The 18,007-nt window shown below is 68.7% G+C and carries 18 protein-coding genes and 1 pseudogene; 13 read left to right on the top strand and 6 right to left on the bottom strand.

The genetic code is table 11. The features are described 5' to 3' along the window. Nucleotides 1-125: 125 nt before the first annotated feature. Together ACIHCQ_RS01615 and ACIHCQ_RS01610 are read left to right on the top strand one after the other, a co-directional pair. A complete protein-coding gene (locus tag ACIHCQ_RS01615) occupies nt 126-1,331 on the top strand; it encodes a cytochrome P450 (RefSeq protein ID WP_399656701.1) in 1,206 nt (401 codons plus the stop codon). Between the two features lie 438 nt (nt 1,332-1,769). Beyond that, on the top strand, nt 1,770-2,834 hold the full coding sequence (locus tag ACIHCQ_RS01610) for a type III polyketide synthase (RefSeq protein ID WP_399656699.1): 1,065 nt from the start codon (nt 1,770-1,772) through the stop codon (nt 2,832-2,834). Nucleotides 2,835-2,974: 140 nt separating this feature from the next. On the opposite strand, the gene ACIHCQ_RS01605 is transcribed toward ACIHCQ_RS01610, so the two are convergent. The 3 genes from ACIHCQ_RS01605 to ACIHCQ_RS01595 form a co-directional block, all read right to left on the bottom strand. Further along, nucleotides 2,975-3,379, bottom strand: coding sequence for a hypothetical protein (locus ACIHCQ_RS01605; protein ID WP_399656697.1), 405 nt, complete (start codon nt 3,377-3,379; stop codon nt 2,975-2,977). 231 nt (nt 3,380-3,610) lie between these two features. Then, nucleotides 3,611-3,787, bottom strand: a complete 177-nt coding sequence (locus ACIHCQ_RS01600; protein WP_399656695.1) for a hypothetical protein — start codon at nt 3,785-3,787, stop codon at nt 3,611-3,613. A 35-nt stretch (nt 3,788-3,822) separates the two neighbouring features. Beyond that, complete coding sequence (locus ACIHCQ_RS01595; RefSeq protein ID WP_399656693.1) at nt 3,823-4,179, bottom strand: PRC-barrel domain-containing protein; 357 nt, start codon at nt 4,177-4,179, stop codon at nt 3,823-3,825. A 228-nt stretch (nt 4,180-4,407) separates the two neighbouring features. Between ACIHCQ_RS01595 and ACIHCQ_RS01590 the strand changes: the two genes are divergently transcribed. The 5 genes from ACIHCQ_RS01590 to ACIHCQ_RS01570 all read left to right on the top strand — a co-directional run bounded on the left by ACIHCQ_RS01590 (nt 4,408) and on the right by ACIHCQ_RS01570 (nt 10,041). After that, entirely contained in the window at nt 4,408-4,770 is a 363-nt protein-coding gene (locus tag ACIHCQ_RS01590) for a DUF952 domain-containing protein (RefSeq protein WP_399657549.1), read from the top strand. A gap of 562 nt (nt 4,771-5,332) precedes the next feature. Continuing rightward, nucleotides 5,333-5,407 carry a 50S ribosomal protein bL37 gene (locus ACIHCQ_RS01585; protein ID WP_015034725.1) on the top strand — a complete coding sequence of 25 codons (75 nt, stop codon included), beginning with the start codon at nt 5,333-5,335 and terminating at the stop codon, nt 5,405-5,407. Nucleotides 5,408-5,657: 250 nt separating this feature from the next. Beyond that, entirely contained in the window at nt 5,658-8,870 is a 3,213-nt protein-coding gene (locus ACIHCQ_RS01580) for a family 78 glycoside hydrolase catalytic domain (RefSeq protein WP_399656691.1), read from the top strand. 392 nt (nt 8,871-9,262) lie between these two features. Further along, nucleotides 9,263-9,430 (top strand): hypothetical protein, encoded by a 168-nt coding sequence (locus tag ACIHCQ_RS01575; RefSeq protein ID WP_399656689.1) that lies wholly within the window; start codon nt 9,263-9,265, stop codon nt 9,428-9,430. Nucleotides 9,431-9,693: 263 nt separating this feature from the next. Beyond that, on the top strand, nt 9,694-10,041 hold the full coding sequence (locus tag ACIHCQ_RS01570) for a DUF1330 domain-containing protein (RefSeq protein ID WP_399656687.1): 348 nt from the start codon (nt 9,694-9,696) through the stop codon (nt 10,039-10,041). A 287-nt stretch (nt 10,042-10,328) separates the two neighbouring features. Here ACIHCQ_RS01570 and ACIHCQ_RS01565 read toward each other — a convergent pair whose 3' ends face one another. The 3 genes from ACIHCQ_RS01565 to ACIHCQ_RS01555 all read right to left on the bottom strand — a co-directional run bounded on the left by ACIHCQ_RS01565 (nt 10,329) and on the right by ACIHCQ_RS01555 (nt 12,884). Continuing rightward, a complete protein-coding gene (locus tag ACIHCQ_RS01565) occupies nt 10,329-11,549 on the bottom strand; it encodes an FG-GAP-like repeat-containing protein (protein WP_399656684.1) in 1,221 nt (406 codons plus the stop codon). Between the two features lie 237 nt (nt 11,550-11,786). Then, complete coding sequence (locus ACIHCQ_RS01560; RefSeq protein WP_399656682.1) at nt 11,787-11,960, bottom strand: hypothetical protein; 174 nt, start codon at nt 11,958-11,960, stop codon at nt 11,787-11,789. 39 nt (nt 11,961-11,999) lie between these two features. After that, nucleotides 12,000-12,884, bottom strand: coding sequence for an NAD(P)-dependent oxidoreductase (locus ACIHCQ_RS01555; RefSeq protein ID WP_399656680.1), 885 nt, complete (start codon nt 12,882-12,884; stop codon nt 12,000-12,002). Between the two features lie 49 nt (nt 12,885-12,933). On the opposite strand from ACIHCQ_RS01555, the gene ACIHCQ_RS01550 reads away from it, so the two are divergent. From ACIHCQ_RS01550 to ACIHCQ_RS01525, 6 genes and pseudogenes are all read left to right on the top strand, one after another. Further along, complete coding sequence (locus ACIHCQ_RS01550; protein WP_399656678.1) at nt 12,934-13,341, top strand: MerR family transcriptional regulator; 408 nt, start codon at nt 12,934-12,936, stop codon at nt 13,339-13,341. A 226-nt stretch (nt 13,342-13,567) separates the two neighbouring features. Further along, nucleotides 13,568-14,430, top strand: a pseudogene (locus ACIHCQ_RS01545) (ABC transporter ATP-binding protein). After that, on the top strand, nt 14,393-15,196 hold the full coding sequence (locus tag ACIHCQ_RS01540; RefSeq protein WP_399656676.1) for an ABC transporter permease: 804 nt from the start codon (nt 14,393-14,395) through the stop codon (nt 15,194-15,196). Before ACIHCQ_RS01545 ends, ACIHCQ_RS01540 begins: the two are co-directional and overlap by 38 nt. A 9-nt stretch (nt 15,197-15,205) precedes the next feature. Continuing rightward, entirely contained in the window at nt 15,206-16,510 is a 1,305-nt protein-coding gene (locus ACIHCQ_RS01535) for a sensor histidine kinase (protein WP_399656674.1), read from the top strand. Beyond that, entirely contained in the window at nt 16,503-17,168 is a 666-nt protein-coding gene (locus ACIHCQ_RS01530; RefSeq protein ID WP_399656671.1) for a response regulator, read from the top strand. Before ACIHCQ_RS01535 ends, ACIHCQ_RS01530 begins: the two co-directional genes overlap by 8 nt. 95 nt (nt 17,169-17,263) lie before the next feature. Further along, entirely contained in the window at nt 17,264-17,995 is a 732-nt protein-coding gene (locus tag ACIHCQ_RS01525) for a ferritin-like domain-containing protein (RefSeq protein ID WP_399656669.1), read from the top strand. Nucleotides 17,996-18,007 lie beyond the last annotated feature (12 nt).

The following is an 18,007-nucleotide window of genomic DNA, read 5'->3' as shown; positions in this document are numbered from 1 at the left end:
GGCCCTTCATGTGGACTAATGAAGACGGAGCCGTGCGTACATCTGTAGGTGAATGGGAATTCATGCCACGTTCAGACCGGTAAGTACCGATTCACCCGTTTGGGTCCCCCTATCTGGAGCTCCGCATGGAACCCGGCTCTACCGCACGGAACTGTCCTTTCGACTATGCCGAGGCCCTCGAATTCGACCCGCTACTCAAGCAGCTACTGACCGACGAACCCGTCGCCCGCATCCGGCTGCCCCATGGCGAGGGGGAAGCCTGGCTCGTCACCCGCTACGAGGACGTGCGTACGGTGACCACCGATCGGCGTTTCAGCCGGAGAGCTGTCATCGGCCGGAACTTCCCGCGGATGACACCTGAGCCGATCGTTCAGGATGAAGCGATCAACGTGATGGATCCACCGGCCAGCAGCCGGCTGCGCAGCCTGATCTCCAAAGGTTTCGCACCGCGCCACCTGGAACACATGCGAGTCCGTACTCAGCATGTCGTGGACCAACTGCTGGACCGGATGACGGAGTACGGCTCCCCCGGCGACCTCGTCGAGCACCTGGCGAACCCGCTGCCCCTGACCACGATCTGCGAGGTCCTCGACATCCCCGAGGCCGATCGCTCGCAGCTGCGTGCTCACGCGCGGACCATGATGGACATCGGCATCGACAACCGGGAAGACGCCGTACGGGCCAAAGCCGATCTCCGCGCCTACTTCGGCACGCTCACGGCGCACCGGCGCAAGAACCCCGGCGACGACCTGATCAGCACGCTGGCCACCGCCCGCGACGGAGATGAGGTCCTCGACGACGAGGAACTGACCGTCATGGCCATGGTCTTGCTCATCACCGGCCAGGACACAACCACCTACGAGATCGGAAACATCGCCTACACGCTTCTCACTCGGCCCAACGAGCTCGCCATGCTGCGTGCCCGCCCCGAGATGCTCCCGCAGGCCATTGAGGAACTGTTGCGGTTCATCCCCTTCCGCAAGGGTGTCGGCATCCCCCGCGTCGCAACCGAAGACGTAGAACTGAGCGGGGTGACCATCCGGGCAGGGGACATCGTGCATGTCTCCTACCTGACGGCCAACCGGGACGGCCGGAAGTTCGACCGGCCCGATGAACTGGATCTGGAACGCACTGGTCCGCCTCACATGACTTTCGGGTGGGGTGGGCACCACTGTCTCGGCGCCCCGCTTGCCGCCATGGAAATTCACGTCGCATTCCAAACTCTCCTGGAGCGCTTCCCTGAACTGAGGCTGGCGAAGGAGACCGAAGAAGTGCGCTGGAACACAACGTCGATCTGGCGCTATCCGCTCGCACTGCCCGTCACTTGGTGACGGTGGTACCCCGGCAAGGCAGGCCGGCGGCCGCGTTCCGCGCGGCCGTCGGCTACGCAGAACGCGGCACCCGGTCCGCGGCACCGGGTCCGCGGCACCGGGTCCGCGGCACCCGGCCTGAGGTACCGCAGATATCGCAGATATCGCTGCCATGGATGATGCGCCAGCCCATGGAGAGCGGCAAATCGGAATCATTCGTGGGTCATCACGGTGGCATTCCGCTCGACATGCGGCTCTCATCCGCCTGCCGTAAATTCAGATCCGGTTGTCAACCGCGTGGCAGACGCCCTCTGCTCGTACGGCGAGAACTCAAATGTTCGACGGTCGGCCCGTCCGCACGCTCCCAGAGGTGCGGACGAACGCGGAGGTGCGGACGAACGCGCCCCCGATCGGCCCAGGGTCGTACCGTGTGGATCACAGTCCGCTAGGAGGAGATCCATGGCGGTTCTCTGTAAACCGGAAGTCGCGGTTCCCGAATACATCATCACCAACGACGAAACTCTCGAACTGGCTCAGAGGTTGCACAGCGACCATCCGCAGCTCGATCTCGTCCTCAATCTGATCGAGCACACCGGGGTACTGAAACGACACCTCATACAGCCGATAGAAAAGGTGCTGAAGCACCCGGGCTTCGATGAACGCAGTGTCATTTACGAGGCGGAAACCAAGGCCCGCGTTCCGGCCGTGGTGCGCCGGGCACTCAATCAGGCGGAACTGGAGCCGCAGCAGATCGACTTGATCATCTACGTCTCCTGCACCGGCTTCATGATGCCGCCGCCGACGGCATGGCTCATGGACACCATGGGCTTCCGCCCCGAGACACGGCAGTTGCCGATCGCCCAACTCGGCTGTGCCGCAGGCGGTGCGGCCATCAACCGGGCCCACGACTTCTGCCAGGCGTACCCCGACGCCAACGTGCTTGTCGTTGCCTGCGAATTCTGCTCGCTGTGTTACCAGCCCACCGATGTGGGTGTGGGATCGCTCCTGTCCAACGGCCTGTTCGGCGACGGGATCGCCGCCGCGGTGGTGCGGGGCAGCGGAGGCACCGGGATCCGCCTGGAACGCAACGGCTCCTACGTCATCCCGAACACCGAGGACTGGATCTCCTACGCGATCCGCTCCACGGGCTTCCACTTCCAGCTCGACAAGCGCGTGCCTGGAACCATGGAACCGCTCACACCGGCTCTGAGCGCTGTCGCGGAACAGCACGGGTGGAACGCCGGCAAGCTGGACTTCTACATCATCCACGCGGGCGGTCCGCGCATCCTGGACGACCTGAGCCACTTCCTCGACGTGCCACCCGAAGCGTTCCGCTTCAGCCGCGCCACACTCACCGAGTACGGCAACATCGCCAGCGCGGTAGTGCTCGATGCCATGGCCCGCATGTTCGACGAGGCATCGGCCCTCGACGGCCACCGCGGCCTGATGGCCGGCTTCGGGCCCGGCATCACTGCCGAGATCGCCCTGGGCACCTGGACTTCGGATGAGGGCGGGCGCGCGTGACCAATACACCGCCCGGAGGCGGTACAAACAAGGCCCTGGTCTGTGACCAGGGCCTTGTTCGTGGAGCGGGTGACGGGAGCCACGATTGACGGCCGGGAGATGGGCCGGGGCAGCGGCAGCGGGCGGGTGCCGCGGAGGTGTTACTTCCACTCGTAGACCTTGGCCTCGACCTTTCCCTGCTCGTCAGTATTGAACTCGAACACTCCCGCGATTCCGGCGAGCCGGGCGAACTTGGCGGAGGCGGTCTGGTAATAGATGGCGCCGCGCCAGTTCACGCCTCCGGTGTCGGTGAAGTGCCCGATGCCCTGACCGTGCCAGGTGACCGTCTCCCCGTCCTGGGTCATGAGGATCCCTTGGCCATCGCCGAAGAGCGTGCCGTCCGGGCGTACGAAGGACTCGTAGGTCCCCATGTCCTTGGCGGCTGTGTCCAGAAGCGTGCCCGCTGCCTGGAAGGAGACCTCCATCGCGGGGTGGCCGTCCTCGGCGGGCAGGACCCGCATTCCGGTGGTCTCTCCCCGTTCCTCGTTGAGCAGTTCGCCGAGCATGATCGGACTCCTTTCGCGGCCCTCCCCGAAATGTCTGACCAGTCCCTCCCCGGACTACGCCGGATGGCGGAAGTCGTCAACCCGACGCCGACGGCGTGGTTGGCAGCACCTGCGCAATCTGCCCTGGCCTGCGGAAATGGCTCAGGAATGGCTCAGGTAGGGAGTCGATGCCATGGGGTCAAAGATGGCGCACCTGACCGAGCGCCCCGGTTCTCCCACCGGACTGTTCTTCTAACGGAGGGGGCGGCGGGGGCGGCGGGGACGCCGGGACCAGCGGGCAGCGAAGAAGATCACGTCGGCCACCAGGACGATGATGCCGATGATCAGCAGATAGAACAGTCCCTCGGCTGCCACGCCGATCAGCCCCAGAACGACTGCGACCAGGATCAGGAATAGGAAGATCGCCATGTCAGGAACACCTACTCGGGCGGGCGTGCGGCCGGTCAGCGGCGCGCGAGCTTTCGTTCGCCGCCGGTGCCGGGATGGTAGGCCAAGCCGTAGTGCTGGAAGATCGCTTCCTCGCCTTCGGCGGGAAGGACGCCGTCCGTGCCGATGGACGGGGATGCCCGGACCTGCTTCTTGGCGTAGGCGACTTTGAGGTATCCGGGTCCGACGATCGCCTGGTCGAGCGGGACGAACACCAGGCGCTGGCGGGTGGGCAGTCCCGTCCGGACGGTGGCCATGGCCGGTTCGTCGGTGCTGGTGTTCACGTAGATCGTTTCGAGCGTGCCGACCTTGTGGCCCTTCGGGTCGACGACGTCGTGGTCGCGCCACTCACGGATGTCGGCCGACTGAATCATGGTCTCTGCTCCCTGCGGGTCATGGCACGGGGCGAGTCGCCCTCCGACCGGCGGAGCGCATGACTCGCACGACCACTCTGCTGTCCAGCCTGCCTCGGTGGGCCGCCGCGTGCCACACGGCGGGAGTCGGCGCCTCGGAGCACCGGTGTGGAAGAGGTACCGCTCGCGTTCTTCTTCGAGCGTGGCATTGGCGTCCGGGGTGGCCGTACGCTGCTGTATAACCGGGCCATGATTTATCACGTCCTGCCGCTCGACGAGTGGAGCGCCCGCCCCGACCAGCCGTACGCCCCCGCTTCCCTCGCGGAGGACGGCTTCGTCCACTGTTCCCCCGACGAAGCGACCACGCTCACCGTCGTCAACACGTTCTACCGCGACTCTCCCCGGCCGCTGCTGGCGTTGCTCATCGACGAGGACCGGCTCACCGCGAAGTGCGAATGGGAGGCGGCGGTGCCCGCCCCGCCGCCCGGGGTCGCCGAGGACGTCCTGTTCCCGCATGTCTTCGGGTCCCTCAACCGCGACGCCGTCGCGCGCGTCCTGGAGGTTCGGTGGGACGAGGAGGGCCGGGCCACGGGGCTTGAGTACGTCGGCTGACGCACAGACAGCCCGCACGCGGCCCCTGACCTGTGAATCAGGCTGCCGCACGCTGCTTCCCGGCGGTCCGGGGGCTCCACTGTTGACCGATGGTCACCCCCGTGACTGGCACGTAGTGGCACAGTCGTTGCCCGCGCTTGGCGGCGGCCCAGCAGGCGTCGGATCCCAGGACGCGTTTTCCGCTGGAGAGCCTGTGGCGGGTGTTGGTGCTCAAGCAACTCGGTGAGCGCACCGGCGACCCCGGCGGCGCTGAGGTAGACGGCCTGCTCGGTGAGCATCCCGGCCGACGGCTGCACCGTGTGCAGTATGAGCATCGCGGCGCAGGGGTCCCCACATCTGGTCTCGGGAACATCCCCAGACTCCCCCGGCAAGGGCTCCGCAGTCGTCGTGCGCCTGCGGACAATCACCGCTACCGCAGACGCAGTACCACGGTGAGCGCCACAGTCTCGACGCAGCCGTCGTCCGGCTCGGCATCGAAGGTCGTGGCACCGCTGGTGCGGACAACACGGGCCGAATCTAGAGTGAAGGCACGGAAAAGTCCTGACTTAGGGATGTGTGCACCATGGCTAAGCGAGGGAACAAGCGACGCGCCCGTAAGAAGAAGAATGCCAATCACGGCAAGCGTCCCAACGCCTGAGCCGACCGAGCACGCGGCCGGGGGATCCGTGTCTTCGCCGCCGGATTGAGGTAGCGGGCGGGGGTGGTTGCTCGCAGCCCCGTGCGATGTTCCGAAGGCACTTCGGGGAATGCGTTGGCCACGGTGTGAACGCTGCGGTTAAATCGTTTCAAGTCCGCTCCGGCTAATTGCGTCCAACTGTTGACCCCCTTCTGTGCAGGCCTCTAACCTCCTGGGCATCCGACTGAAACCTTTCACCCCGAGGTGCAGCATGCCCAGACGACTGTCGCGCCGAAGTGTCCTCCAGCTGGGGGGCGCCGTGGCCGCCTCCGTCGTCCTCACCGGGCCTCGGGCAGCAGCCGCCGCCCGAGCCGTCGGCGCGCCCGCCGGGAGGCCCCCCGCACCCACCGGGATGCTGACCGACCTGCTGCCGCAGGGCCTTGGGGCCACCGCCGGGCGGCAGCCGCGGTTCAGCTGGCAGGTCCCCGACTTCGGCGCCGGCACCGTCCAGCGCGCCTACCAGCTGCAGCTCGCCGCCACCCCGACCGGCTTCGAGGACGACCAGCTGCTCTGGGACAGCGGCAAGGTGGCCTCCGTCGCCTCCACCGCGGTGGCCCCCGACGGACCGGCGCTCCAGCCCCGTACCGCCTACTGGTGGCGGGTCGCCTGCTGGGCGGACAAGAACAAGCGGTCGTCCTGGTCGGAGCCGGTGCTGCTGGCCACCTCGGTGGAGAACGAGTGGGAGGCGGAGCCCATCTGGGCCCCGGCCGGGCCGACCATGACCGACGGCACCTTCGCCACCCGGCTGAAGATCAACACGGTGGCCGCCGGGGTGTGGTTCCGCGCCACCAACACGGCCAACAACTACATGTGGCAGCTGCGCGCCGGTGGCACCGCCGGCGTGCTGCGCAAGCATGTGTGCGTGGGCGGTACCTACAGCGTCCTCGGCGAGGTCACGCTGCCCTTCCCGGTCAGCACCGGACAGTGGGTGGACCTCTCGGTGACCATGACCGGCTCCACCTTCACCACCACCGTGAACGGCACCGTCGTCGACACCACCACCCACACCCGGTACACCTCGGGCAACGTCGGTCTGCGCAACGGTTCCGCCGAATCGCAGGTGTACGACAGCGTCCGCTTCACCGCCGCCGACGGCACCGTGCTGCTGGCGGACGACTTCGCCTCCGACAAGAGCACCTTCTCCGCCGGCACCGTCTCGGGCGGGGTGCTCACCTTCCCCACCGGGGCCTCCTCGCTCTCCTCCTACGGCGCCGACAACACCTGGGCGCTGCTGCGTCACGAGTACGACCTGGCCGGCGGCAAGGACATCGCCGCCGCCGTGCTCTATGTCGCCGCCACCTCCGCCACCCCCGCCCGCCAGTACGTTGCCAAGCTGTGGAGCAACGGCAACCTGGTCGGCTACGCCTCGGTGCGCTCCGGCACCGGAGTGGCGTACCAGGCCTTCGACATCGCCGGCACCCTGCGCTCCGGCCGGGCCAACGCCCTGGCCGCGCTGTGCCACACCACCTCGCAGCAGAAGTTCCTGGCGCAGCTGGAGATCACCTACGCCGACGGCAGCCGGGCCACCGTCGGCTCCGGCAGTGACTGGAAGGCCCGCCGCCAGGCCGGTCTGCTGCCCGCCAAGGGCAGCGCCGGCAGCAGCTACTTCACGGTCCCGCAGGAGTACTGGGACCTGCGCCACGAGCCCGTCGGCTGGACCGAACCGGGCTTCGACGACAGCGACTGGCACACGCCCGCCTCCCGCGATGCCATCGACGGCCTCGTCCCCGCGCGGATCGAACCCGTACGGCTGCACGACGTCACCCCGGCCTCGGTGACCAAGGTGGCCGACGGCCGCTGGCTGGTGGACCTGGGCCGGGAGATCGTCGGCGGACTGGCGCTGGCGATCACCGGAAGCGCGGGCGACACCGTCGAGGTGCGCCTCGGCGAGGAGCTGAACACCGACGGCACCGTCAAGCATGTGCTGCGCGCCACCAACACCTACCGCGAGGTGTGGACCCTGCGCGACGGGGCCCAGCGCTTCGAGCACTGGGGCTACCGCGGTTTCCGCTGGGCCGAGCTGCGGACCTCCGCCTCCCTGGATCTCTCCGCGGCAACCGTCACCGGCCGCGCCTGGAAGCTGGACTGGGACGACTCCCAGACCTCCTTCAGCAGCTCCGACCCCGGCCTCGACCGGGTCTGGGAACTCTGCCGCTACTCCATCGAGGCCACCCGCGGCGACCTCTACACGGACACTCCGACCCGCGAACGCGGCCCCTACGAGGGCGACGCTCTGATCAACCAACTGTCCGAGTACGGCGTACAGCGCTCCTACGCGCTCGCCCGGTGGTCGAACGACTACCTGGTACGCCAGGGCACCTGGCCCACCGAGTACCGGCTGATGTGCGCGATATCCGCCTGGGAGGACTACCTCGCCACCGGCGACGACAGGCAGCTCTCCAAGGACTACGACCTGCTCGCCGCCAAGAACCTCACCTCCTATCTGGGCTCCGACGGCCTGGTCCACAAGTCGCCGGGCTCCACCAGCCAGAACCTCGGCGACCTCGTCGACTGGCCCGCCGCCAGCCGCGACGGCTACGTCTTCACCAACGTCAACACCGTCATCAACGCCTTCCAGTACGCGGCCTTCGACGCGCTTGCCAAGTGCGCCGCCGTCCTCGGCAAGGCCGACGACTCCACGGCTCTGCGCGACCGGGCCGACACCCTGGCCGCCGGCATGCGCGACACCCTGCTCGACAGTTCGGCGGGCAGGTTCGTCGACGGCGCCGGCACCACCCACAGCGCCCAGCACGCCACCGCCTTCCCGGTGGCTCTCGGAGTCGCCGACGCCCTGGACGAGGACGTGCTGGTCAGGCTCGGCGCCACCCTGGCCGCGGGCGGCATGAAGGTGAGCGTGTACGGGGCGCAGTTCCTGCTCGACGCCCTGTTCCGGCTCGGCCGCGCCGACGCGGCTCTCGCGCTGCTCACCTCGAAGGCCACCAACTCCTGGCTGCACATGCTGGACGGCCTGAAGGCCACCATCGTCACCGAGGCCTGGGATCCGTCGCTGAAGCCCAACATGACGCTCTCTCACGCGTGGGCCTCCGCCCCCGCCAATGCCGTCGCCCGGCATGTACTGGGCGTACAGGTCACAGAGGCGGGCGCGGCCGGCTTCCTGATCCGGCCCAGGACCGGCGGTCTGAACGAGGCCGACGGTACGGTCCCGTCGCTGCGCGGCCCGGTCTCGGTCTCGGTACGCCGTACCGCCGAAACGCACTCGCTCAAGGTCACCCTGCCGACCAACACCCGAGCTGTGCTGGAGCTGGAGATCGGTGACGCCGACCCGACGGCGTACCGGGTGGCGGCGGCCACCTCGGGGAGCGACGGAAGCGCCAAGGTGTCGTCGTTCACCGACCTGACCGGAACGGTCCTGCGAGTCGGCCCGGTCGGTTCGGGCACCACGACGGTCACGTTGCGGGGGTAGCCCGCCCGCGGGCCCTCGGCTCGGGCGCTGTCGATGATCGACGAGAAACCAGACAGCGTGTGCGCGAGCTGCCCCGGCGGGCCACCCCGGACAGGTCGGCCACCGTCGGCCGTAGGCCCACCTCGCGGGCGCGCTCGGGGATGACGTCGGCATGACCGTTCCGGCCGCGGCTACCCGGCACGGACGTCGACGTTCTCGCGCAACCGGCGACTCTCCCGCCGCGACGTGGCCAACTCCACCACGGCCGAACGGTCAGAAGCCCTGATCTCACATGTCCGGCAAAGCGGATCGAGCGCAGTCCGCACTACGCGCCCTCCGGCGTACTGCGTTCTCAGTAGCGGGGATTGTCGGCAGGCGCACGACCGCGGAGCCCCTGCCGGGGGAGCCTGGGGATGTCCACGAGACCAGATGTGGTGAGCCCCACCAGGGCTGGCTCCCACAGGTTCACAGCCGACGGTGCGCAGGGCATCACGACCTCCATCGGCATGGGCGTCGTCGCCCTCGGCGCCGGCCTCGGTCTTCGCAAGGGCAGCGGGCAGCGACAGGGCCGGCGGACCTGACGGACCTGACGGACCTGCGTCAACCGCACCGGTCCGACGCGCAACGGTCTCCAGCGCGCCCGCCGGGTCGGGCTGGAGCCTGTTCTCGAGCGGGTGGATCGGTTGATCGTCACAGGCCGATGAGTGGACGCGGTCACTGCGCCGGCCGAGGAGGCAGGTCCGCGCCCCGAACCGGGGACGCTTACCTGTCAGGTCATCGACCCCGGCGCATCCGCCCTGCCATGATCGCCGGTGTACGGAGCCCGACCGACCGAAAGGACACCATGCCCGCCTACGTCATAGCAAACCTGCAAGAGGCCGCCCCGCATCCGGAGATCGCTGAGTACATCGAGCGCATCACCGCCACCTTCGAGCCATACGGCGGCCGCTTCCTCGTGCACGCCACGCAGCACGAGGTGAAGGAGGGCACCTGGCCCGGGAACGTCGTGATGATCGGTTTCCCCGGGATCGCCGAGGCGCAGAGCTGGTGGGACTCTCCCGCATACCAGGAGATCGCACCGCTACGCTCGCGGCACATCGAGGGCGACATCATCCTGCTCGAAGGCGTCCCCGAGGGCTACGACCCGACTTCCACCGCGAAGGCGATGCGGGAGGCCCTGCCCGCCGAGTAGCCCTCACGCTCGGGCCTGCCCCAGGAGCGCCAAGTCCTTTACGGACCGGCGACGAGACCGTCACCGACCTCAAGATCCTCACCGGCCGCCGCGTGGACCTGGCTGCGCAACCGCAAACCTTCTGTGGCAGTGCCCAACCTTCGCTGCGACAGACCAGACGAACCCGCCGCGGCGGACCGGCCCGCTGACCCGGTCCGGTCGCCGTTCAGCATCAGCCGACCCTCTCTTACGACAAGTCCGGTTTCGCGAAAGGGCCTTCGCCCGGAAGCGAAGGCCCTCACCGTGGGTCAGAAGGTGCCGTTCAGGCCCCACCAGTCCCCACTGTCCGCTGTGGCCGGGTCCAGCGCGCCGGTACCGCGACCGGGGTACAGGAGCAGGCAACCGACTCCCCGGCATTCGTCGCTGAGGTAACGGTAATTGGTGACGGTGGCGAGGTCGAAACGGCCGTCGCCAGTGAAGTCGCCGACGCCGAGGACGGAATCCATGACGTTCCAGCCACCGCTGCCGATCAGCACCCGGGATCCGAGGTAGCCGGCCATGCCCGGGTAGAGCCAGAGCTTGCCGGTGGAGGCCTCACGGGCGATCAGGTCGGCGCGGCCGTCGCCGTTCATGTCGCCCGCCCCGACCAGGGCGTTCATCCCGTTCCAGCCGCCGCTGCCGAGGAGCTTGCGCGCGCCGAGGCCGCCCGTCGTGGTGCCTGGGTACAGCCACAGCTTGCCGGTGGACTTCTCGACGGTGAGCAGGTCCGCGCGGCCGTCGCCGGACAGGTCTCCGAACGCGACGATCCGGCTCATGGCGTTCCAGCCGCCGCTGCCGATCAGCTGGCGCGCGCCGAGGCTGCCGGTCCCGGTGCCGCGGTAGAGCCAGAGCTTGCCGGTGGAGGCCTCCCGGGCGATCACGTCCTCTCGGCCGTCACTGCTGAAGTCACCGTGACGGCTGAGGGCGTTGAAGGCGTTCCAGCCGCCGCTGCCGACCAGCCGTCCGGTCTGGTCACCGGGCAGGAACCAGAGGCGACCCGCCGTGTCCCGGACGAGAACGTCCGCCCGCCGGTCGGCGTTCATGTCGCCGAAGCCCGCGGCCTGGGGTGCGGTCGCCGCGTACCAGTCCGGGTAGGCGGGCAAGACGCATTCCCGCGCCGTGGGGACGAGCTTCACCGAGCTGACGGAGGGACCCGGATTGCCCCACTCGGTACCTGCGGGGTCGGGGTCCCGCGTAGAGACGTTGCCCACGACGCCGTAGTTCGGGTCTTCGTGCAGGCAGGCGTACAGGGACGTGTGGTTGACGGCCGACCGGAACGTGTTGTCCCAGGTCCCCAGCGTCGCCTGGTTCGTGTTCGTCTTGAACATCGTGCCCGTGCCGTCGGCGGTCTTCCAGGCACAGAAGTAGCCAGCCGGGCAGTCGCTGATCGCGGCCTGCGCCGGCGCCGCGCCCGCGCCGAGGAGCCCGAGCGAGGTGAGCCCCAGTGCTGTGGCCGCCGTGGCCAGGCGCCGCAGCAATGATGTGCGCATTTTTTCCCTCCCTGATACGGCGCGGATACGTGATCGACGCGCCGAGAGAGGGACCGTATCTTGTGACGCGGTCACTCCATCGCACGGGTCACCCTTTCGTCCTGGGCCCTGAGCCGCCCCCGCCGGATCGGCCGACTGGAGCGGTCGGCCATCCCCCTCGCTGAGGTCGCGGTAGCTGTTCGCCCACCGTTGGTCCGTGGACTGAGAGACCCGGAAACGCTCGGCACGTCTTCGTGGTCAGGCGCAGGGAAAGCCGTCGAAGACGATCGCGTTGTGGATCACATCGCGGACCCGGTCGTTGCTGGTGAACGACACCTCGGCGACCTGCACCACGGTCAGGCCCCGACCCGGCAACCGGACGCACTCCAACCGCAGCCGTTCGTTACGCGACAGATCACGGATCTTCGGCATCACCACCACCCCGCCAAACGATCCCGGTGTAGGGATCGCTCAGTCGTCCTGGGGTTTGCCGAACTCTTCGATCAGCACGGGATACTGCTCCCCACCGTGTCCGGCGGCGATCGAGCGGTCGGCCATCGCCTTGAACAACTTCGGCAGTTCGGCGTTGACACCCACCGCCTCGCTCTCCTCGATCAGGTGCGCCATCGCCCGCGCGTCGGTCTCCAGGGCCGACACCTCGGCCGGGAAGGAGCCGCTGTCGATCTGCTCGGCATACCCGGGCAGCCATTCGGCCACACCGGCAGCCATCTGCCGCGCAAACGGCGCATACGTCGCGGCGTCGACACCGGCCGTCCTGAGGAGGGCAGTGCCCTGGAGCCAGGCGTTCAGGACGCTCCACATCATGGCCAGGCCGGCCACGTCGTACAGGGACGCCAGCCCATGGTCCGCACCAAGGTGGGTGACGGTGCCGAGCGCGTCGAGTGCTGACTTGTGTGCCTCGAAGTACGACTGCGGCCCGCTGTGCAGAATCATCGCCTCGGCGGTCCCGATCGCCGGCGGGATGGCCATGATGGCGCCGTCCAGGTAGTGGGCGCCGTGCTGCTCGGCCCATTGGGCGGCTTCCCGGGCCTGGGTCGAGTCGCCCGAGGTCAGATTGATCAACATCGTGCCGTCCAGCTCGATATCGCTCGCGCCGAGCAGCTCGTGCACGGCCTGGTAGTCGGTGACGCAGATGATCGTCAGGGAACTTGCCTTGAGTGCGCCGGCAACCGTTGGGGCCAGCCGTGCACCCTCGGCCACCAGTTGGTCGGCCTTGGAGGTCGTACGGTTCCACACGGTTGTGGGATGCCCGGCTTTCAGGAACGCGCCGGCGAGTGCCTGGCCCATCAGTCCGAGTCCGATGACTGTCACGGGTGTAGCGGTTTTGTTTTTCATGGCAGCATCGTCAACGTTGATACCGGTGTGAAGGTCAAGTGGGGTTTCGATGCTGATCGGGGAACTGAGTCGTCGGACGGGCGTCAACGCCCATCAGTTGCGCTACTACGAGGCCCAGGGCCTGCTGGAGGCAGACCGCGGCGCGAACGGTTACCGCGACTACGACGAGAACGCCGTGCTGCGGGTGAAGCAGATCCGGCATCTGCTTGGTGCCGGTTTGTCCTCCGAAGACATCGCGTACCTGCTGCCCTGTGCGGTCGGAGAGGCCCCTGAGCTGCTCGGGTGTCCCGAGTTGCTGGCCGCGATGCGGTCACGGCTGCGGCGACTGGACGACCAGATGGAAAGGCTCGCTCAATCCCGCGACGCTCTTGCCGGCTACGTTGATGCGGCCGAGCGAATGGGCAGCGAGAGCTATCCCCCCTTTGACGATGCTGCCCAGGAGCCCGTCCCCGCCTGAGCGGCCAAGGCGGCGTCAGGCACTGCCCACCTGTGCCGTGGCCGGGCGGGCCGCCTGGCTGGAAGCTGAACCTCGGTGGGGATCAAGGGGCGGGCGGTTCACCGTACCTCCCGGGCTTCAACAGGAGACCGGTCGTTGGTCTGACGCCGGTATCAACTGATCGGCGGATGCCGGTTCCCGCGAGATGGGCGATGCCCGCCGCGGGCACGGCGGGGATCCTCAGGATATGGCGATCATCGAAGTCGACGGGCTGCGGAAGTCCTACGGGGGGCGGACCGTTGTTGACGGGGTGTCCTTCACCGTCGAGGAAGGCGAGATCTTCGGGATCCTCGGCCCGAACGGCGCGGGTAAGACCACGATCGTGGAGTGCGTCGAAGGGCTGCGCAAGCCCGACGCGGGCCGCGTGCGGGTGGTCGGCCTGGATCCGGCCGCCGACCAGGAGCGGGTCACCGGGCTGCTGGGCGTACAACTTCAGGACAGCGCGCTCCAGGGCAAGTTGACCGTTCGCGAGCTGCTGGAGCTCTACAGCGCCTTCTACCCGCGCCCGGCGGATTGGCGCGGGTTGGCCGGGCGGCTCGACTTGGCGGATCGGCTCGACGCCCGCTTCGGGAACCTCTCCGGAGGGCAGAAGCAGCGCCTTTTCATCGCGCTCGCCCTCATCGGAGACCCGAAGGTGGTCGTACTCGACGAGCTGACCGCCGGGCTCGACCCGCGTGCCCGGCGTGACACCTGGGAACTGATCAGGAGCGTGCGGGACGATGGCGTGACCGTGCTCCTCGTGACCCACTTCATGGAGGAGGCGCAGCACCTGTGCGACCGCGTGGCCGTGCTCCGCTCGGGCAGGCTGGCCGCGCTGGACACTCCCGAGGGCCTCATCGGGAACGCCGAGAGTTCCACGGTCATCTCCTTCACCCCCTCGCGGCCGGCGAACGACGAGGCGCTGGCCGCGCTCCCCGCGGTCGGCGAGGTACGGCGTTCGGACAACGGCAGGCTGGTCGTCCACGGAACCGACGAGACAGTCGAAACCTGCGCGTGGAGAGCACCACCCTCGATGACGCCTACCTCGGCCTCACCGACAAGGAGTCCTGACATGTCTGCGTCCATCTCTGCATCCGTCGCGGCGTCCGTCGCTGTGCTGAGGGCCGAGGCGCGGCTGTTCCGCCGCGAGCCGGCCAGCCTGTTCTGGGTTGTCGCGTTTCCGCTCCTGCTGCTGGTACTGGTGGGACTCGTCCCGTCCAACCGAGCAGAGGGCTCCGCCCCTGAGGGCGCACGGATCATCGACCTCTACGTCCCGGTGATCGTGCTCCTCGGCCTGATCATGGCGGGCATCCAGTCCATGCCACCGGTCCTTACCAGCTACCGCGAACAGGGCATCCTGCGCCGCATGTCCACCACACCGGTCCGGCCGGTGTCGCTGCTGGCGTCCCAGGTGATCGTGCACGGCGTTGCGTCCCTGGCCGCGGGAATGCTCGCCATCGCCCTGGGCCGGCTCCTGTACGGGGTCGCCCTGCCCGCCAACATCCCCGGCTACACGGTGACGCTGGTCCTGGTGGCGCTTGGCGCGCTCGTCATGGGGGCCCTCATCGCAGCCCTGTCGCGCACAGCCAAGGCGTGTACCGCCGCTGCTACGATCATCTTCTTCCCGCTGATATTCACCGCGGGGGTGTATGTACCGGTCCAGGCCATGCCCGAGACCATGCGGCGCATCGTGGAGTTCACCCCGTTCGGCGCCGCTTCTCAGGCGCTCGACCAGGCTTCTTCCGGCGCGTGGCCGAGCCTGCCGCACCTGACGGTGGTGCTGGCGTGGACCGTGATACTGGCGGGCGCGTCCGCCCGCTGGTTCCGCTGGGAATGACCGGGACGGATGGCCGACGACATGCCGACTGACGCGACGGCCGACCGGACGAACTCGCCGCAACGCGGGACGACCGCGCCGGACGGCGAGCCGTGGCGGCTCGTGGTCTCACACGGCTGGCCGTACGCGCTGCTGGGGCTGGGAGCGGCGCTCTCGGTCATCAGCGCGCAGGCGCTGATGACCCCGGGGGAAAGGTACGCGGCGATCGCCCTGGCGGCGGCGGCGCTCGCGCTCCAGGTGTGGTGGAGCTCGGCCGGCAGACACCGGCCCCCGCGCGGCACGGCGAACCAGGCCTACTACGCCGTTCGGTGGCTGCTCGGCTTCGCGCTCATCTGGTGCAACCCGGTCTTCGCCACGTACGCGCTGCTCGGCTACTTCGACGCCGATGTGCTGCTGCCCCGCCATTTGGTGCGCCCCGCGCTGTTCGCCACCGCGGTCACCATGGCCGGCTCCAACGCCGGCGGCCTACCGCCCGCCGAGCGCATGTACTGGCTGGCGTTCGTCGCGCTGCTGGCGCTCCATTCCGGCATCGCCCTCGGCTTGGACCGCATCACCGTCAAGCAAGCCGAGCAGGCCGCGGCCAAGGCGGCGGCCATGGCGGAGCTGCGGCACACCAACGCCCGCCTGGAGCAGGCACTCCGGGAAAACGCCGGCCTGCACGCCCAGCTGCTCGTGCAGGCCAGGGAGGCGGGCGTCGCCGACGAGCGCGGAAGGCTGGCCGCCGAGATCCACGACACCATCGCACAGGGACTGACCGGGGTGGTCACCCAGCTCCAGGCGGCAGCCGATGGTGCCGACCCCGCGGCCATCCGCGACCACATCGAGCGCGCCTCGGCCCTCGCCCGGCAGAGCCTCGGGGAGGCCCGCCGTTCGGTTCAGGACCTCAGCCCCGGGCAACTGGAGCACGACCCCCTCCCCACCGCGCTGGAGAAGCTCGTCGTGGGCTGGTCGGCCGAGTCGGGCGTCAGGGCCGAGTTCACCGTCACCGGTGTCGCCGAGCTGCTGCACGACGAGGTCGAGGCCGCCCTGCTCCGCATCGCCCAGGAGGCGCTCGCCAACGTCGGGCGGCACGCCGTCGCCGGGCGGGCCGGGGCTACCTTCTCGTACATGGACGACGAGGTGAGCCTGGACGTCCGGGACGACGGCCGTGGCTTCGACCCGCGCCGTCTTCCCCCGCGCGGCGACACCGGCGGCTTCGGGCTCGGCGGCATGCGGGCCCGCGCCGAGCGGGTCGCCGGGACCGTCGTCATCGAGTCGGAGCCGGGCCTCGGCACCGCGGTCTCCGTCCGAGTGCCGTTGGTGCGTCATGACTGAGCCCTCAGCGTCAGCTGCGTCTTCTGTGCTCGCCATCACCCTCGTCATCGCCGACGACCACCCCGTCGTGCGGCACGGCCTGCGCGCCATCTTCGAGGCGTCGTCCGGCTTCACCGTGCTGGGCGAGGCCGCCGACGGGCGCGAGGCGGTCGAGCAGGTCACCCGCCTCGACCCCGACGTGGTCCTGATGGATCTGCGCATGCCGGGCGTCGGCGGCGTCGAGGCGATCAGCCGGCTGTCCCGCCGCGGCGCGCGGACCAAGGTGCTCGTGCTCACCACGTACGACTCCGACTCCGACACCATCCCGGCAATCGAGGCGGGCGCGACCGGTTACCTGCTCAAGGACTCGCCGCGCGATGAGCTGTTCGGCGCCGTGCGGGCCGCCGCCGAGGGCCGGACCGTGCTGTCCCCGGCGATCGCGACCCGGCTGGTCACCCGGGTGAGGACCCCTGGCAACGACAAGCTGAGCAGCCGCGAGCAAGACGTGCTGCGTCTCGTCGCCAAGGGAACCTCCAACCGCGAGATCGCCGCGATTCTGTTCATCAGCGAGGCGACCGTCAAGACGCACCTCACGCACGTCTACGGCAAGCTCCGCGCCAAGGACCGCGCTGCCGCCGTCGCCATCGCCTACGACCGGGGGATCCTCGGGCTGCCGTGAACTGTGGGCACCTGGCAGCAGTGGAACGGTTTGGTATCCGCCTGCGTCTTCCTTCTCCGGGGCACGGTGGCTGTGTCCCCGAGAGGGGAGACCGGGTGCATACGGGCGGCTTCGCCAAGTGGACAAGGCGGTTCGAGGACGAGTGCGAGCGCAGGCGCGCCCAGGGTGATCCGGACTGGGGGCAAAGCGCGACGCTGCATCCGGCGGTGTGGGCCAGCATCCAGCGCTTCCAGGTCGGCGAGGACGGTGACGGCGCCAACCTCGTCGGCAAAGCGGACCAGGCCGGTGACACCGACTACGGGCAGGCGGTCCGGCTCTTCGTCGCCGAGGAACAGAACCACGCCCGTCTACTTGCTCGGCTGCTGGCTGCGGGGGGCATGCCGACGCTGACCGGGCACTGGAGCGACGTGGTCTTCGTACGGCTGCGGCGTCTCATGGGCCTACGCATGGAACTGCTGGTGCTGATGATCGCGGAAGTGGTGGCGCTGCGTTATTACCGGGCCCTGCGCGATGGCACCGACGACTCGCTCACCGCGGATGTGGCGGGGCGGATCCTGTCCGACGAGCAGCGCCACGTCCCGTTCCACTGCGAGCGGCTGCACGCCTCCCTGGCGCAGTTGCCCCGCGCAATGCGCCGGCCGGTGATGGCCCTGTGGCGACTTCTTCTGCTCGCGGTCTCTCTCGTCGTCGTCGCCGACCACGGTCCGGCCCTGCGCCGACTCGACATCGGGCGCCTGCGATTCGTGGTCGATGTCATGACCTCGTCCCACACGGTGGTCTCCGCAGTGCTGGCGCCCCGTCCAGATGCATGGATGAGCGCGGGCTGACAACAGACAGCC

This window comes from Streptomyces sp. NPDC052236 (assembly GCF_044548015.1).
Taxonomy (GTDB): domain Bacteria; phylum Actinomycetota; class Actinomycetes; order Streptomycetales; family Streptomycetaceae; genus Streptomyces.
This window is presented reverse-complemented; position numbering and strand designations above follow the sequence as displayed.

Excerpts from the sequence above, each read along its gene's own strand:
- ACIHCQ_RS01615 (WP_399656701.1), top strand. The coding sequence starts at position 126 with ATGGAACCCGGCTCTACCGCACGGAACTGTCCTTTCGACTATGCCGAG.
- ACIHCQ_RS01610 (WP_399656699.1), top strand. The coding sequence starts at position 1,770 with ATGGCGGTTCTCTGTAAACCGGAAGTCGCGGTTCCCGAATACATCATC.
- ACIHCQ_RS01605 (WP_399656697.1), bottom strand. The coding sequence starts at position 3,379 with ATGCTCGGCGAACTGCTCAACGAGGAACGGGGAGAGACCACCGGAATG.
- ACIHCQ_RS01600 (WP_399656695.1), bottom strand. The coding sequence starts at position 3,787 with ATGGCGATCTTCCTATTCCTGATCCTGGTCGCAGTCGTTCTGGGGCTG.
- ACIHCQ_RS01595 (WP_399656693.1), bottom strand. The coding sequence starts at position 4,179 with ATGATTCAGTCGGCCGACATCCGTGAGTGGCGCGACCACGACGTCGTC.
- ACIHCQ_RS01590 (WP_399657549.1), top strand. The coding sequence starts at position 4,408 with ATGATTTATCACGTCCTGCCGCTCGACGAGTGGAGCGCCCGCCCCGAC.
- ACIHCQ_RS01580 (WP_399656691.1), top strand. The coding sequence starts at position 5,658 with ATGCCCAGACGACTGTCGCGCCGAAGTGTCCTCCAGCTGGGGGGCGCC.
- ACIHCQ_RS01575 (WP_399656689.1), top strand. The coding sequence starts at position 9,263 with ATGTCCACGAGACCAGATGTGGTGAGCCCCACCAGGGCTGGCTCCCAC.
- ACIHCQ_RS01570 (WP_399656687.1), top strand. The coding sequence starts at position 9,694 with ATGCCCGCCTACGTCATAGCAAACCTGCAAGAGGCCGCCCCGCATCCG.
- ACIHCQ_RS01565 (WP_399656684.1), bottom strand. The coding sequence starts at position 11,549 with ATGCGCACATCATTGCTGCGGCGCCTGGCCACGGCGGCCACAGCACTG.
- ACIHCQ_RS01560 (WP_399656682.1), bottom strand. The coding sequence starts at position 11,960 with ATGCCGAAGATCCGTGATCTGTCGCGTAACGAACGGCTGCGGTTGGAG.
- ACIHCQ_RS01555 (WP_399656680.1), bottom strand. The coding sequence starts at position 12,884 with ATGAAAAACAAAACCGCTACACCCGTGACAGTCATCGGACTCGGACTG.
- ACIHCQ_RS01550 (WP_399656678.1), top strand. The coding sequence starts at position 12,934 with ATGCTGATCGGGGAACTGAGTCGTCGGACGGGCGTCAACGCCCATCAG.
- ACIHCQ_RS01540 (WP_399656676.1), top strand. The coding sequence starts at position 14,393 with ATGACGCCTACCTCGGCCTCACCGACAAGGAGTCCTGACATGTCTGCG.
- ACIHCQ_RS01535 (WP_399656674.1), top strand. The coding sequence starts at position 15,206 with ATGGCCGACGACATGCCGACTGACGCGACGGCCGACCGGACGAACTCG.
- ACIHCQ_RS01530 (WP_399656671.1), top strand. The coding sequence starts at position 16,503 with ATGACTGAGCCCTCAGCGTCAGCTGCGTCTTCTGTGCTCGCCATCACC.